The 14,317-nt window shown below is 69.3% G+C and carries 16 protein-coding genes and 1 tRNA gene; 8 read left to right on the top strand and 9 right to left on the bottom strand.

The window, feature by feature from the left end; translation table 11 throughout:
* Positions 1-8: 8 nt before the first annotated feature.
* Positions 9-590: a dCTP deaminase gene (gene dcd / locus FHX46_RS02490; protein ID WP_167102877.1), complete on the top strand. Its 582-nt coding sequence runs from the start codon at positions 9-11 to the stop codon at positions 588-590.
* On the opposite strand, the gene FHX46_RS02495 is transcribed toward dcd, so the two are convergent.
* The 6 genes from FHX46_RS02495 to FHX46_RS28355 form a co-directional block, all read right to left on the bottom strand.
* Positions 587-1,309, bottom strand: a complete 723-nt coding sequence (locus tag FHX46_RS02495; protein ID WP_167110266.1) for a nucleotidyltransferase domain-containing protein — start codon at positions 1,307-1,309, stop codon at positions 587-589. The genes dcd and FHX46_RS02495 overlap by 4 nt on opposite strands.
* Positions 1,310-1,428: 119 nt before the next feature.
* On the bottom strand, positions 1,429-3,042 hold the full coding sequence (locus FHX46_RS02500) for an acyl-CoA dehydrogenase family protein (RefSeq protein ID WP_167110268.1): 1,614 nt from the start codon (positions 3,040-3,042) through the stop codon (positions 1,429-1,431).
* Positions 3,035-3,631, bottom strand: a complete 597-nt coding sequence (locus FHX46_RS02505; RefSeq protein ID WP_167110270.1) for a TetR/AcrR family transcriptional regulator — start codon at positions 3,629-3,631, stop codon at positions 3,035-3,037. Before FHX46_RS02505 ends, FHX46_RS02500 begins: the two co-directional genes overlap by 8 nt.
* A gap of 28 nt (positions 3,632-3,659) precedes the next feature.
* Positions 3,660-4,499, bottom strand: coding sequence for a serine hydrolase (locus tag FHX46_RS02510; RefSeq protein ID WP_167110272.1), 840 nt, complete (start codon positions 4,497-4,499; stop codon positions 3,660-3,662).
* A gap of 79 nt (positions 4,500-4,578) precedes the next feature.
* Positions 4,579-5,589, bottom strand: coding sequence for a cation diffusion facilitator family transporter (locus tag FHX46_RS02515; protein ID WP_167110275.1), 1,011 nt, complete (start codon positions 5,587-5,589; stop codon positions 4,579-4,581).
* Between the two features lie 20 nt (positions 5,590-5,609).
* Positions 5,610-6,077: a DUF742 domain-containing protein gene (locus tag FHX46_RS28355; RefSeq protein ID WP_313886002.1), complete on the bottom strand. Its 468-nt coding sequence runs from the start codon at positions 6,075-6,077 to the stop codon at positions 5,610-5,612.
* Positions 6,078-7,451: 1,374 nt separating this feature from the next.
* On the opposite strand from FHX46_RS28355, the gene FHX46_RS02525 reads away from it, so the two are divergent.
* The 5 genes from FHX46_RS02525 to FHX46_RS02545 are packed head-to-tail and all read left to right on the top strand — an operon-like array spanning position 7,452 to position 10,765.
* A complete protein-coding gene (locus FHX46_RS02525; protein ID WP_167110279.1) occupies positions 7,452-8,816 on the top strand; it encodes an ATP-binding protein in 1,365 nt (454 codons plus the stop codon).
* The gene (locus tag FHX46_RS02530; RefSeq protein WP_167110281.1) at positions 8,813-9,229 is read left to right on the top strand and encodes a roadblock/LC7 domain-containing protein; all 417 of its coding nucleotides are present in this window, start codon (positions 8,813-8,815) and stop codon (positions 9,227-9,229) included. Before FHX46_RS02525 ends, FHX46_RS02530 begins: the two co-directional genes overlap by 4 nt.
* A gap of 3 nt (positions 9,230-9,232) precedes the next feature.
* The gene (locus FHX46_RS02535; RefSeq protein ID WP_167110283.1) at positions 9,233-9,598 is read left to right on the top strand and encodes a DUF742 domain-containing protein; all 366 of its coding nucleotides are present in this window, start codon (positions 9,233-9,235) and stop codon (positions 9,596-9,598) included.
* Positions 9,579-10,202 (top strand): GTP-binding protein, encoded by a 624-nt coding sequence (locus FHX46_RS02540; protein ID WP_167110285.1) that lies wholly within the window; start codon positions 9,579-9,581, stop codon positions 10,200-10,202. The genes FHX46_RS02535 and FHX46_RS02540 overlap by 20 nt, the downstream gene beginning before the upstream one ends.
* On the top strand, positions 10,199-10,765 hold the full coding sequence (locus FHX46_RS02545; RefSeq protein WP_167110287.1) for a GAF domain-containing protein: 567 nt from the start codon (positions 10,199-10,201) through the stop codon (positions 10,763-10,765). Before FHX46_RS02540 ends, FHX46_RS02545 begins: the two co-directional genes overlap by 4 nt.
* Here the strand turns inward: FHX46_RS02545 and FHX46_RS02550 are convergent.
* Positions 10,713-11,978, bottom strand: coding sequence for an acyl-CoA dehydrogenase family protein (locus FHX46_RS02550; RefSeq protein ID WP_167110289.1), 1,266 nt, complete (start codon positions 11,976-11,978; stop codon positions 10,713-10,715). The two genes, FHX46_RS02545 and FHX46_RS02550, sit on opposite strands and share 53 nt — an antisense overlap.
* Positions 11,979-12,256: 278 nt before the next feature.
* On the opposite strand from FHX46_RS02550, the gene FHX46_RS02555 reads away from it, so the two are divergent.
* Positions 12,257-12,329: transfer RNA gene (locus tag FHX46_RS02555), tRNA-Lys, on the top strand.
* Between the two features lie 63 nt (positions 12,330-12,392).
* Here FHX46_RS02555 and FHX46_RS02560 read toward each other — a convergent pair.
* Both FHX46_RS02560 and FHX46_RS02565 read right to left on the bottom strand, forming a co-directional pair.
* Positions 12,393-12,818 (bottom strand): hypothetical protein, encoded by a 426-nt coding sequence (locus FHX46_RS02560; protein ID WP_167110291.1) that lies wholly within the window; start codon positions 12,816-12,818, stop codon positions 12,393-12,395.
* On the bottom strand, positions 12,811-13,176 hold the full coding sequence (locus FHX46_RS02565) for a hypothetical protein (protein ID WP_167110293.1): 366 nt from the start codon (positions 13,174-13,176) through the stop codon (positions 12,811-12,813). Before FHX46_RS02565 ends, FHX46_RS02560 begins: the two co-directional genes overlap by 8 nt.
* A gap of 575 nt (positions 13,177-13,751) precedes the next feature.
* Between FHX46_RS02565 and FHX46_RS02570 the strand changes: the two genes are divergently transcribed.
* Positions 13,752-14,243 (top strand): hypothetical protein, encoded by a 492-nt coding sequence (locus FHX46_RS02570; RefSeq protein ID WP_167110295.1) that lies wholly within the window; start codon positions 13,752-13,754, stop codon positions 14,241-14,243.
* Positions 14,244-14,317: the final 74 nt, after the last annotated feature.

A 14,317-nucleotide genomic window follows, 5' to 3' on the forward strand; every position in this document is an offset into this window, starting at 1 on the left:
GTTAGCGTGTGCTGCTCAGTGACCGTGACCTTCGCAAAGAGCTCGAGGCCGGCCGGCTCGGCATCGACCCGTTCGACCCGGCGATGCTCCAGCCGTCCAGCATCGACGTGCGGCTGGACCGATTCTTCCGGGTGTTCAACAACAGCCAGTACACGCACATCGACCCGAAGCTCCAGCAGGACGAGCTCACATCGCTGGTCGAAAAGGACGGCGACGACGCGTTCGTGCTGCACCCGGGCGAGTTCGTGCTCGCGTCCACGTTCGAGCTGGTCTCGCTGCCCGACGACCTCGCCGGCCGCCTCGAGGGCAAGTCGTCGCTGGGCCGCCTCGGGCTGCTCACGCACTCCACCGCCGGGTTCATCGACCCCGGATTCACCGGGCACATCACGCTCGAGCTGTCGAACGTGGCGAACCTGCCGATCACGCTCTGGCCCGGCATGAAGATCGGGCAGCTGTGCCTGTTCCGGCTCACCAGCCCGGCGGAGAACCCGTACGGCTCACCCGCCGTCGGCTCCCGCTACCAGGGCCAGCGCGGCCCGACGCCGTCGCGGGCGTACCTGAACTTCCACCGCGTCGACACCGACCGCTAGAGCCCGAACAGCTCGCGCGCCCGCCCGGCGGCCGCCTGCAGGTCGCCGGCGCCGGGAACGACGTCGTCGACACCGCGCAGGCCGGCGCGGTCGAGCAGGCGCTTCTCGTTGACCACCCATTCGCCGCGGGACGCCAGGACCGCGTGCCCGGCCTCCATCGCCGCCGTGGCGAGGGCTCCCGCGAACTCGGTCACGCGGCCCTTCGGCGCATATGCCTGCTCGGCGTAGCTCAGGGTCAGCGCCGCACGTTCGCGCCAGAACGCCGTCGCCGACGAGCGCAGCGCAGCCGGGAACTCCGGCCGCGGCAACGCACCCGCCAGGACCCGGTTGACCGCCAGCTCCGCGACCACCAGGTAGCTGGGGATGCCGGCCAGGTGGAACATCAGCGGTTCCCAGTGGAACCGGCCCTGCTCGGCCTCGGCCACCTCGTGCTCGACGACGTCCAGGTCGCGGTAGTGGACGTCCACCTTGCGGCCGTCGATCGTCAGCCACGCGCCGCCGTTGAAGACGCCGCCGCCCCACGCGCCGATCGCCGAGACCTCCCCGGGCCAGCCGAGAGCGCGCAGGTCGTCCGGGTCGAAGGCGCCGCGGTAGTAGACCGCGAAGTCCCAGTCGCTGTCCGGGCCGGCGGTGCCGGTCGCGCGGGATCCGCCCAGTGTGACGGCCTGCACCGCGGGCAGGCCGGCCAGCCGCGCGGCCACGTCGTTTTCGAAGCTCACGTCCTCGAACTCTCGTGGTCGGTGGGTCGGTTCACCCAGTCGTACCGCAGGACTGGACCATTCTCGCGGTTGCCCCGGGAGGACGCATCCCCTTTTCCAGGGCTCAGCGTTCGAGGGCGTCAGCCGACGAACGCCCGCTCGATGATGGCCCGGGTCTGCACGCCCGGGGGGAGCGTGCCGAAGGCGGTTCCCCAGTCGCCGCCGAGCCGGGACGCGCAGAACGCGTCCGAGACGGCCTTCGGGGCGAACCGCACCAGCAGCGAACCCTGCAACGCCAGCGCCATCGTCTCGGCCAGGTGCCGCGCCCGGTACTGGAGGTCCGTCAGATCCGACAACTCCTTGCGCACCCGCGCGATGGCGTCGTCCAGCCGCGGGTCCGCACCGGCCGCCAGGTCGAGCTCGGCGAAGAACGCCTCCACCGACTCGGGTTGCTTGCCCATCGCGCGCAGGGCGTCCAGTGCGGCGACGTTGCCCGAACCCTCCCAAATGGACAGCAGCGGCGCCTCGCGGTAGAGGCGTGGCATGCCGGAATCCTCGACGTACCCGTTGCCGCCCAGGCATTCCAGCGCCTCGGCGGTGTGGGCGGCGCCGCGCTTGCACACCCAGTACTTGGTGACCGCGAGCGCCAGCCGCCGGAAGGCCTGCTGCGACGGGTCCTCGCTCGCGCCGGCCAGCCGCATCGCGACCGTCGTGGCTGCCTCCGACTCGATGACCAGGTCCGCCAGGACGTTCGCCATCGCGGGCTGGTCGGCGAGCTTGGCGCCGAAGGCCTCGCGGTGACGCGCGTGGTGCACGGCCTGGACGACGGCCTGACGCATCAGCGACGTGGTGCCGAGGACGCAGTCGAGGCGGGTGTTGTTGACCATCTCGATGATGGTCGGCACGCCGCGGCCCTCCTCGCCGATCAGCCAGCCGACCGCGCCGTCGTATTCGATCTCGGACGAGGCGTTGGACTTGTTGCCCAGCTTGTCCTTCAGCCGCTGGAAGAAGATGCGGTTGCGAGTGCCGTCGGGCAGCACGCGCGGCAGCAGGAAGCAGGACAGCCCGCCGGGTGCCTGCGCGAGCGTGAGGAACACGTCCGACATCGGCGCCGAGGTGAACCACTTGTGGCCGGTCAGCACGTACGTGCCGTCGCCCGCGGGCCGGGCTGCGGTGGTGTTCGCGCGGACGTCCGAGCCGCCCTGTTTCTCGGTCATCGACATACCGGCGATGAGCCCGCGCTTCGCCGTCGGCACGCGCAGGCCGAAGTCGTACTCGGTGGCGGCGAGCAGTGGTTCGTAGGTGGCGGCCAGTTCCGGGTTGTGGCGCAGCGTCGGGACCGCGGCGTAGGTCATCGAGACCGGGCACATGTGGCCGGGCTCGGCCTGGTTCCACACGACGATCTTCGCGGCGCGGGCGACGTGCGCGCCCGGCCGGTCCTGGCGCCACGGGGTGGCGTGCAGCCCGTGCCCGACGGCGACGGTCATCAGCTCGTGCCAGTACGGGTGGAACTCGATCTCGTCGACGCGGTGGCCGTAGCGGTCGTGGGTGTGCAGCTTGGGCGGGTTCTCGTTGACGACGCGGCCCCACTCCTGACCCTGCGCGCTGCCGGCGAGGCGGCCCAGCTCGTGGACCTCGTCCTCGGCCCACGCGGCGCCCTCGCGGCGCAGCCCGTCCAGCAGGGCGGCGTCGGCAGCCACGTCGTAGTCGACCAGCGGCGGAACCTGGTTGCGGACCTCGTGGGTGTCAGGCATCAGGGCCTCCCAATGCGCGGAAGATGAACGTGCGGAGCGAGCCGATCGCGTCGATGCTGTCGGTGGTCAACGGGCCGATCAGGACCTCGGCGGCGCCACCGACCAGGGCGGCAGCGGTGAGGTCGGCGTCCTGCGGAGGCAGCAGGCCGCTGCGCACGCCCTCGCGGACGTGACGGGCGAGCTCGTCGCGGAACACGCGCCGGAAGACCATGCGCTCGGCCTCGATCGGCGCATCGACGGGCTCGGCGAGCAGCGCGTACGCCTGGCGCGGCACCTTCAGGGCACGCTCGGCGAAGGTCTCGATCACGGCGGCGACGCGCTCGGCCGGGGTTCCGGGGCGGTCGGCGGCCTTCTGCACGGCCTGGACCTCGTGGTTGACGATCCGCTGGAACAGCTCGACGACCAGCTCGGCCTTGCCGGGGAAGTGCCGGTAGACGGTGCCCGTGGCGACGCCGGCTTGCTCGGCAACGGCGTTGACCGAACAGCCGGCGTAGCCGCGTTCGGCGAGGACCGCACCGGCCGCGGCCAGGATCGCCTCGCGCTGGGCGTCGAGGCGAGCCTGGACCTGCGGGGTGCGGCGGTAGGGCATGAAAGAAGTGAAGCACTGATTCAGTGCTTCAGGCAAGTGCTTGCCGGTACACCTTCCCGGTCAGCTCGGTGATCCGGTCCGCCGAGTCGCGCCAGCCGAGGGTGGTCGGCTCGGAGGTCAGGACCGCCACGATGCGGCGGTCACCCTCGCCGACCGCGCCCGTGGTGTGCATGACGCGGTTGGTCAGGTCGACATCGCCGCTGGATGCGACCGCGGTCGCCGAGCGCACCTCGGGCGAGGCGAGCACGCTGCGCGAGGTGCTGGAAACGCATTCCTCGCCCGGTGCCGGCGCCGCGCCGTAACCGGACCAGCCCTGCTTCACGCCCTGCGGCTTCGGCAGGGCGCTCGGGATGCCGAAGGACTGGTCGAACCCGTCGGCGCCGCACCGCGTCGAGGCGTGCAGGTTGTCCATGATGAAGTCGCGGACCTTGGGGTGCGCGTCCTCGAGGATGTATTCGTACGTCTTGACCATGTCGGCGGCACTGGTCGCGGTGTACCCCCAGGTACCGCGCTTCTCCGCGGGCGGCGGAGCTGTGTCGCTGAGACCGATGCGGGCGACCGAGCGTTTGATGATCTCCTCCCAGCCGTCCCGCACCCAGAGCGTGCTGGCCGCGTCGTCGTTGCTGGAGCGCAGCATCGGCTCGAGCAGGGCCCGGTCGTCGTCCGGGATCTCGTAACCGGGGCCGCGCGCTTCCAGGTAGTCCAGCGCGATGAGCACCTTCACCAGTGAAGCCGACCGGTACTGCCGGTGGGCGTTGGCACCGTGGGTCTTGCCGGTGGTGCGGTCCAGCACGAGATATCCGGCGGTCATGCCCTCGGGCAGGTCACTCGTCGCGGCCGTGGCGGCGGTGGTCGGCGCGACGAGCATCGCGACAGCAGCCGCGCATGTGAAAAACTTGCGCAAATCAATCCCCAGTGGTTGGTGACAAATCGGATGCTCTGGGAGCTTATCGGGTCTGCCCGTAGCGCCTCGCGATGTCGCCGTACCGGGCGAGCACCGCCGCGCGCAGCTCCGGATCGCTGCGCGGCACGGGCTCGATGAAGACCTCGGTGACGTCGGAGAACTCGTCGTGCAGCTCGCCAGCCAGACGCACACACGCTCGCTCGACCTCCGCCGCGCCCAGCGCGTCGTCGAAGTCCACCCGCGCGCACACCAGGACCTGGTCGGTGCCCAGCAGCATCGTCTGCAGGTCAACCACGGCCTCGATCTCCGGTGCCGCCGCCAGGTGCTCGCGGATACCGCGCACCACCGTGAGATCCGCCTGCCGCCCGATCAGCAGCCGCAGGTTGGTCAGACCGAGGATGAACGCCACGACGGCCAGCAGCAGGCCGATCAGGATCGACGCGATCCCGTCGTACAACTCGGAGCCGGTGACGTGGTGCAGGAACAGCCCGGCGAACGCCAGCACCAGACCGATCAACGCCGCCGAGTCCTCCAGGAACACCGTCTTCGGCGCCGGGTCGTCGATGTAGCGCAGGAACCGCCAGATCGTCCGGTTCTGCTCCGCCGCACCCCGCCGCACCTGGTTGAACGCCTGCGACCACGACACCGACTCCATCGCGAACGCCAGTCCCAGCACGACGTACCCGACGATCGGCTTGGTCTGCACGACCGGCTCCCCGAACACCGTGGCGAAACCCTCGTACAACGCGAAGGTTGCCCCCGAAGCGAAGATCGACACCGCGGCCAGCAGCGACCAGAAGTACCGCTCCTTGCCGTAGCCGAACGGGTGCATGACATCCGCCGCGCGGCCGGAGCGGCGCAGCGCGGTGAGGAGCAGGATCTCGGTGAACGTGTCCGCCACCGAGTGCGCCGCCTCCGAGAGCAACGCTCCGGAACCGGTGATCACCCCGGCGACCGCCTTCATGATCGCGATGGCCAGGTTCACGCTCCCGGCCAGCACCACGGTCAGGGTGCTCTCGCCGCCCGCGTCCGGACGTTCCGATTCCTCGCTCACCGGCCGATCGTACGAGTCGATCAGAGCCGCTGCAGGCCGTCGAGGACGCGTTTCATCAGCTCCAGCGGCGGACGTCCCTCGGCGGTCCGCTCGATGCCGTGGATGTGCAGCAGGCCCAGTTCGGCCATGTCGGACAGCAGCACACGGGCGACGCCGAGCGGGATCGACAGCAGCGCCGCGACCTCGGCCAGCGAGCGCGGGCTGTCGACGATGGCTCGCACCGGCTGGTACTCGGCGCTGAGCGCGGGGCCGGTCCACTTCGCGTCGGCGCGGATGGACACCATGGTCTCGATCGCCAGCTCGTACGCCGAGTGCGTGCGCCCCTTGGTCAGTACGTACGGCCGCACGCGCAGCCGGTTGTCGTCCTCGGCGTCGAGCAGCTCGGCGGGCGCCGGCTCGCCGGCGGGCTCGGGGCGGGGCCGCGGCGAGGGCTTGAACTCCTCGTGCGGTTCGGGGTCCGGCAACGGTTCGGGCTCCGATTCAGGCACGGGCAGCGGTTCGGCTGCTCCGGTGTACCGCGCGAGCTGCTCCTCGGCAGGCCACCGGGCGCCGGCGGCCCGTTGGGTTTTCGTGGTCTCGGTCTCGGTGGGGGGCTGGCCCGGGGCTCGTGGTCCCGGACCGGGGGTTTCGGCGTGTTCGCCGGTCGGCTTCCGCAGCCGGGTCGGGGACGGGAGCCGGGCAACGGCGTGCCCGGGCACCGGCTCTCCAGCCGGTCCGGTCTCGCCGGGTTCACCCATGCTCGGCCCCGTTTCGCGCGCGTCAGCCTCCTCCGCGGGCAGCATCGGCAGCGTGACGAACAGGATAACCCGGGTGTCGAGCCGCCGACGGAAGGTAACGGCAGGGACCGCCCTACCGCGGTGGTGTCTTCCGGCGGTGCGCCGGGCCGCATTGCCCCCGGGATTCACGGTGGACTTCGAAAGCAGGAAGCGTTCCGCGGGGGCGGTCGACCCTGTCACAGTGGGTGAGTGCACCGTTCTTGCTGGAGCGGGGTGCTCCCCCAGATTTGCCGGAAAAGGTGGCTTCCCGCCCGGTTCGCTCCACCCAGGTGAAGGTGGGTTGTACCTGCGATCGGGCCGGCTGCTCCGAGGAATCGCGGCAGGAGTGCGCGTATCCGGCCGTGCGGTTGACGCCTCTGTTGCTGGAGCCGCTGATGTGCGACAGGCCGGCGGCGGCGACCAGGCAGCCCGAGGTCGCCGACATGGCTGCCTTGCGTCAGCAGAACGCCGAAATTCCCGGATTGCTTTGATGTCGTAGATCGCTGCGCGAAATTCGTCGATGGCGACCGCCATTCCCACGTCGCCCCGAATATGAGCCGCGGGCAAAGCAGCACGGTGAGAAATCGTCGGTCATGCCATTTTGACTCCGCATGGCACGCCGGCCCTGTCACCGGCCGGGCCCGCCGAGGTCCGGAAGCTGCTACCCAGCACCGTGTGCGCGCACCCGGGCCGGAGCGCTCGCGCAAGGCGCAGTCGCGACTTGAACCCGCGGCTCGCCCGGGTTGGGCACCGCTGGACGCAGGCCGCAGATAGCGCTTGCTAAGCAGACGGCAATAGGCGAAATGGGTGATGACCTTCGGTAACTGGTTGCCGTTGACGGCAGACCCCAGGTACTCGGAATTGCCCGGTTCCCGATGCGGTAGCATCGCTCCGCCACAGATCGTCACCCTGGCTGCGCCAAGGGACGGGCGGCGCGACGTCACGAGTTGCCGTTTGCACCTTGCTGAGTCCTCGTACGGGAAGGACCTGATGTCTGATCGAACTGTGCCCGGTGGCGGGGCCGCCGAAACGAGTGCAGAGGTCACGGGGCCGATACCGGTGGTCTCTGGGGAGGTCGGCAAAATTCCTGGCTCACATCGTGCGTCTGTGCTTCTGGCGAGCCTCGTCATGGTGCTTGCCGGGGTCGTGGCAACTGCAGCTGCTGCGGCAAGGCCCAGCTGGGCACTCCCGCTGTCCATTGCAGTAGTGGTGATCGGCGTGGTGGCAGCGGGGATCGGCCTGCGCCGGACCCCGCCGGCAGCGACCCCGCCGGCAACTGCTGGGCCGCCGCCGGAGCCGCAGTCCGACACGCCGGACACCCTGTTCAGCGGCGAGTACCAGCGGAGAATCGTCTTCGGAAAGCTGTCCGGGCGTCTTCAAGGGTTGAACCGCCGCATGCTTTACGACATCAACACCCTCGAGCATGCGGTCGAAGACCCCGATCTGCTGAAGGGTCTCTTCGGGATCGACCATTTGGCCACTCAGCTGCGCCGCCAGGTCGAGAACGTCGCAGTCCTCGGCGGCGGTACGTTGCAGCGCCGGTCGGACACTCCAGTGCACGTCAACGGTGTCCTGCGGGCGGCGGTCGCCGAGATCGAACACTTCAAACAGGTGGAAATCCTCCCGGCTGACGACCTCCAGATCCACGGCCGCGCCGTGGCCGAGGTGATTCACCTGCTGGCCGAGCTCCTGGAAAACGCCACGACCTTCGCCGATCCCGGCGCGCCGAAGGTCGCCCTGCGCGCGCAGCGGGTGACGGCGGGGCTGTGGATCCAGGTCCAGGACCGAGGTCTGGGCATGCCCTGGGAGGAACGCGAGCGCATCAACCGCTTGCTCGAGGTTTCGACCACGCTCGACGTCGGTGAGCTGCTCGCCGAAGGCCGCATCGGTATGGGTGTGGTCAAGGAGCTGGCGCGACGCTACCGCATCCGGGTCAAGCTGGACGAGAACATGTTCGGTGGTGTCGACGCCAACGTGGTCCTGCCGCATGACCTGCTGGTCGTGGACGTCAAGTCCCAGGAGGCACCGTCCGAGCAGAAAGCGCTCTCTCCGGCCCCCCAGGTCGCGCAGCCCAAGCACGCCGAGCCCGTTCCCGGTGGCTCCCCCGGACGCCATGAACGTGCTGACGACTCGTCGCAGTCTTCGCCGGCCACGTCCACACATGGCTCCGCGGTCGGTCCACCGCCTGCCACACTGCCGGTGCGGGCGCCTGGAGCAGCGTTGTCTGCGCCACTGCACGGTGATCCCAGAGCGTCGAGGGATGCCCCAGCGCCACCGTTGCCGCAACGGAGCGCAGCGCCGACCCACCTGCCACCCGGGCTTCGCGACGAGCCGTCGCATCCCACGGTCCTGGTCCCGGGACACAATCACACGTTGGCCTCGGCGGCCCTGCGCGGCCTGGCGCTCAGCCAGGAAGAGTCCGCGACGCCGCCCACGACCGCTACCACACGAACGCAAGGAGAGTCTCCGTGACCGACGACCTGACTTGGCTGCTACACCGCCTCGTCGACAGGGTTCCCGGTTCTCGCTCCGCAGTCCTGCTGTCCGCGGACGGCATCGCCAAGAACTGGTACGGGTTGGCCGACGACGAGGCCGAAACGCTGGCGGCGATGGCCGGCTCGATCTGTTCGTTGGCGAAAGCGGTCGGGACGCGCTTCGGCGGAACGCCCGAGGGTAATGTGCGGCAGGTGCTGGTCGAGACCGATGGGAGCATTTTGTTCGTCACGGCCCCCAGCATCGGCACCGTCCTCGCTGTCCTGGCCGGCCCTGGGGTGGACGCTGCCACCCTCAGCTATGAGATGGGACGCCTCGGTGACCAGTTGCCTCAGCAGTTGGCTACTCCCGCCCGGCAAGACATCGCGGCGGCGCAGCTGGGAAATCGATAAGGCGTGCCGGACAAGACCGAAGATCCGGGCACAGCGGAGCCCGAGGACCTGTGGGAGCGCCCCTACACCATCACAGCAGGGCGGACGCGCGCCAGCGTGCCACTGGACATGATGTCGCTGGTGTCCGCGACGGGCACCGTCGCGCCCGACCGGTTGCAGCTGGAACACGCGCAGGCGCTACGGCTGTGCGGCAACCCCATCTCGGTCACCGAGGTCGCCGCGGTGCTGAAGCAGCCGATCGCCGTCACCAAGATCCTGCTCGCCGACCTGGTCGTGGCCGGTGCCGCTACCGCGCACACACCTCGCCTGGTCGATTCGTCGAAAATTGACTTGCTGAAGAGATTGGCTGATGGACTCAAGAAGCTCTGACACCGTCCCCGATCAGGCCAAGATCCTGGTCGCCGGCGGCTTCGGCGTGGGCAAGACGACCTTCGTCGGCGCCGTCAGTGAGATCGCGCCCCTCTCCACCGAGGAAACTCTCACCACCGCCAGCGTCGGCACCGACAGCCTGACGGGAGTCGCCCACAAGAGCACCACCACGGTCGCCTTGGACTTCGGCCGGATCACGATCGCCTCCGACCTGGTGCTCTATCTCTTCGGGACGCCAGGGCAAGACCGGTTCTGGTTCATGTGGGACGAGCTCTCCCGGGGAGCTCTCGGGGCCGTCGTTCTGGCCGACACCCGGCGCCTCCAGGATTGTTTCGGCCCCATCGAGTTCTTCGAGCAGCGCGGCATCAACTTCCTCGTCGCGATCAACGACTTCGGTGACGCTTATCCCTACCCGGACGCGCAACTACGCAGTGCCCTCGAGTTGAAACCGCACGTTCCCCTTCTGCACTGCGACGCCCGGCGCGCGCGCTCCGCGAGTTCGGTGCTGGTCACCCTCGTGGAACACATCGCGACCATGTCTCACCGGCCAGCCGCAGAAATCCCCGTTCTGACCACCGCGACCCAGATTCGGAGTATGCCATGACGTACGAGCAGGACGATCGTTTGCGGACCGTTCCGCGGGACCCCGAGGTCTCGGCCCGGATGAAGCGCCTCGCTGAGCTGAACATCGGCAAAGAGCCCGACCCCGCATTCGATGCGTTCGCCGCCAAGCTCGCATCGATCACCGACACCCCGTTCGCCATGGTCAACTTCATCAGCGACCGGGAACAGTACTTCGCCGGTCTCTACACCCCGTCCGGAAATCAACGCGGCGCCGCCCTGCAAGCGGCCCAGGCCACCGAACATCACGGCGTGGGCCGGACGATGGACCTGGACCACGGGTTCTGCCCGCACGTGGTGAGCAGGCGCCTGGCGCTGGTACTCGACGATGTCTGCGAGTGGCCGCAGTTCGTGGGTAACCCGGTCATCAACAAGCTCAGCGTTCGCTCCTACCTCGGCGCGCCGCTGATCGACCGCACCGGGACCGCACTGGGCACCATCTGTGTCATCGACACCCAGCCGCGGGAGTGGGGTCGGCCCGGACTGCAGACGATCAAGCAGCTGGCGGGCGAACTGCTGGAACAGATTCACCTGCGGGAGCGCTGAGCGCGCGGTCGCGGGCGGCGTTCCCCACGCCGAGTTCAGTCGCCAGCTGTTGCGACCACTGCCCCTTCGCCTCCCCGAGCGCGAACTCGGCCAACCGCAGCCGCTGGATGTCGGAGGTGCCCGCCGGGGCATACATGTGGTGCGCGTCGCGTACGTACCGTTCCACCTGGCGGTCGGCTATCAGCCCGTACGCACCATGGATTTCCATCGCGAGTTTCGCGGAGGCCTGCGACAGCTCGTAGTTTTCCAGCTTGGCGCTCATCAGTTCCGCATCACAGGGCAGCCCTTGGTCCAACATGGCGGCCGCGTGGTAGGCCAATACCCGGGCGGTCATCAGCTGCGACTGCATCTGGCCGAGCTTCTGCTTGATCGTCGGCATCATGGCCAGTGCCGCACCGTAGCGGGTGTGTTCCCTGGCGAACCGCGTGGTCGCGTTGACCAGCGCCTGGTGGACGCCGAGAGACACCGCGGTGAGGTTCGGCCGCCCGTACAAGATGCTGGAGGAGTAGGCCACCGCGAGCCCGTCTCCTTCGTCACCGAGCCGGTTCTCCGCCGGCACGCGACAGTTGTCGAAGATGAGCTCACCGAAGCTGAAACCGTGCAGCCCCATGGTTTCCTGCAACGGGCCCAGGGAGAACCCGGGCCGGGTGGACTCCACGAGGAACGCTGTCAGGCCACGTGAGCCTTCCCCCGTCCGCACCACCACGCCGTGCAGGTCGCCGACATGGCTGTTCCCCACGAACACTTTGCGACCGTTGAGAACGTAGTCGTCCCCGTCACGCCGGGCTGTGGCCGACATGCCGAGGACATGACCGCCGGATTCGGGTTCGGTCACCGCGATGGTGGGAAGGCAATCCCCAGCCGCGATGGCCGGCAACCACTGGCGTTTTTGCTCGTAGTTGCCGAAATGCAGGATCTTGGCCACACCGAGCTGGGATGCTTGGGCCATTGCCCCCATCGCCCCGCTGACGCACGACAGTTCTTCGATGATGATGGTCTTGGCCAGATGACCCAATCCCATGCCACCGAACTCCGGCCCGATCGTCACCCCGATCCAGCCCTGCCGGGCTACCAGCCGTGCCAGCTCGTTCTCGACGGCCCGTGATGCCTCCATCTGTCCGATGCGTGGAGCGATGTGCTCTTCGGCGAACTGGCGAACCTCCGCGCGCAAACGATCATGCTCCGGCGACTCAAAGTAGGTCGGAAGGTACACACTGCTCCCCAGGTGAGCTGTTCAGGCTTCGGGAGGTTACCCGATGGCCACCTCATGGCGAGCGTGTCATCACTGTGCGTCAGGCGGTACCGCCTACCTGGTGATCACGGTGCGTACTTTGATGTGATCTCGCTGACTGTGACAGCTATCCCCGTCCTGGTCCGAAGTCGTGACCGCGTCCGGCCGCACCGGCCGCCAGCACCCCGGCCGCCCGCTCGCGCCGCGTCGCCGGACCAGCGTGTCCGGTGCTGGACCCCCTCCCGTTACACTGCAGCTGCGGGCCGTTAGCTCAATCGGTAGAGCTGCTGACTTTTAATCAGTAGGTTCCGGGTTCGAGCCCCGGGCGGCCCACCGATCGCCCCAGGTCAAACCGGGGATGGCGCACGGTGGTGCGCGTGCGCACCGGTGAGTGGTTCAGCGGCGCGTGGTCCGGCGCAGCCAGAGCAGGCCGATCACCGGCAGCACGAGCGGGATGAACAGGTATCCCTCGCCGTAGCCGGACCACACGGTCGCGTCCGGGAAGGCGGCCCGGTCGAACACGCTCAGCGTGCCGACCACGAGCACGCCCAGCAGCTCGGTCGTGCACGCCGCGACCGCCAGCCGGAACGAGCCGCCGCCACGCCGGGCCAGCGCGACCGTCGCGACGATGTAGATCACCGCGGCCACGGCCGACAACGTGTAGGCCAGCGGCGCCTCGTGCCACTTCGTCGTGATCTGCACCGCGGCCCGCGACGTCGCGGCGAGCGCGAAGATCCCGTACACCGCGACCAGGATCCGGCCCGGACCGGTCGCCGCGGTCCGCTGCGACTTCGGCGTCTTCTGCTCGGACGGCTCAGCCATGCCCGGCACCCCATATCTGGTGGATCCGCTCGACCATCACCGGGATCGCGAGGCAGGCCACGCCGAGGATCACGGTGCTCGACCGGCTGCGCTCGGCGAGCGCCCACGCCGTGCCCACCGGCAGGATCACCAGGGCGCCGACGAGGTAGGCCAGGTAGGTCACCATGCTGTGCGGGCGGTCGCCGGCGATCAGCAGCACGACGCCGACGACCAGCTGCGCGACGAGCAGCGCCTCGACGACGGCGAGCGCGGCCAGCAGCGGGCGGCCCGGCTCGCGGCCCCGCGCGGCGGCGACGAACGCCCACACGGCGACCAGCGCCGCAGCGGCCGCGACGGCCACGCCGAACCCGGTGATCACCCGTTCAGCTTAGCGACGTGGTGCGGGCTGCCGGCCGACAGGAGCGGGCTCGGCGGAAACAAACCGACCACGTCCGCGCTCACCCGGATGGCCGGCACAGCGCCCGGCGCACCTCGTGCCGCCGGGAGCAGTGCGGAGGGGCCAGCGCTCGCCGGACGGCGCGGCGATCGGGTGGTGGAAAGTCCACCGGATCACTCTGCGTGATCGGGAAAAGGGCGGGCAGGCCGCCGGTTCGGCGGTTCGGCGCGCGCCCGGCCACGGGGACCATGAACTCCGGGCACGGTGGTCCGCGACGGCACGAGAGGAATCGGGTGATCTTCGAGCTGAGCTGGCGGGGAAACCCGGAACGGATATTCACGGCGATCGTTTCCAGGGCCACGGCCCGCACACCGGCTCTGCGCCCGCCCGGCCGCTGCCCGCAGCGCACCTGTCCGTGGTGCCGGCGGGACGAGCGTCGCGGCGGGTGATTCCCGCACCGAACCCGTACTCGGTTCCTTCCGGGCGTCGTCAGCGGCCATCGGCTGCGGGCGCACCCTGCCGGTGCGCTGCCACCGCGCCCCGGCAGGATGTGCCCGGTGAACTCACCGAAACCGATCACGCGACGGGTGAAGTCCTGGGCCGGCGCGCGTCCCGCCCGGATCGCGATGGCCACGCTGGCGGCCGCGGGGGTCGTCCTGGCGGCAGCACCCACCGCCGCGGCCGGTGAGCCCCACTTCTACCGCTCCTGCGCGCAGGCCGATTTCTCCTGCCAGAACGGCGCCAAGATCTCCGGCCCGACCGACTACAACCGGTGTGCCACGGGCTGGACCACGAAGGTGTGCGTCCAGTACGACGGCGACGTGGTGTACGTGCAGGACGGCTCGGCCGACGGGCGTTCCGCGCTCGGCGCCATCGAGGCCTCCAGCGGGGTGCGGATGCGGGTGTGCCGCAACCCGTACGGGCACGGAACCTGGGTGAGGTGCAAGTTCGACTGGAGCGAGAGCGCCGCCAAGCAGGTCAAGGGCGGCGTCCTGCTGAGCTTCGACGAGATGCACCTCGGGACGCTCTGGTCGTTCACGCAGAACTGACGAGGTCGCTCCCCGGCCCGGAGCCTCTACTCTGGGGTGATCGTTCACCCGTCGGGAATCTCAAGATCACTTGA

This window comes from Amycolatopsis viridis (assembly GCF_011758765.1).
Taxonomy (GTDB): domain Bacteria; phylum Actinomycetota; class Actinomycetes; order Mycobacteriales; family Pseudonocardiaceae; genus Amycolatopsis_E; species Amycolatopsis_E viridis.

Bases quoted from the DNA above. Each gene is read 5' to 3' on its own strand.
- FHX46_RS02540 (WP_167110285.1), top strand. From the start codon at position 9,579: ATGGACTCAAGAAGCTCTGACACCGTCCCCGATCAGGCCAAGATCCTG.
- FHX46_RS02560 (WP_167110291.1), bottom strand. From the start codon at position 12,818: ATGGCTGAGCCGTCCGAGCAGAAGACGCCGAAGTCGCAGCGGACCGCG.
- FHX46_RS02545 (WP_167110287.1), top strand. From the start codon at position 10,199: ATGACGTACGAGCAGGACGATCGTTTGCGGACCGTTCCGCGGGACCCC.
- FHX46_RS02505 (WP_167110270.1), bottom strand. From the start codon at position 3,631: ATGCCCTACCGCCGCACCCCGCAGGTCCAGGCTCGCCTCGACGCCCAG.
- FHX46_RS02500 (WP_167110268.1), bottom strand. From the start codon at position 3,042: ATGCCTGACACCCACGAGGTCCGCAACCAGGTTCCGCCGCTGGTCGAC.
- FHX46_RS02510 (WP_167110272.1), bottom strand. From the start codon at position 4,499: ATGCTCGTCGCGCCGACCACCGCCGCCACGGCCGCGACGAGTGACCTG.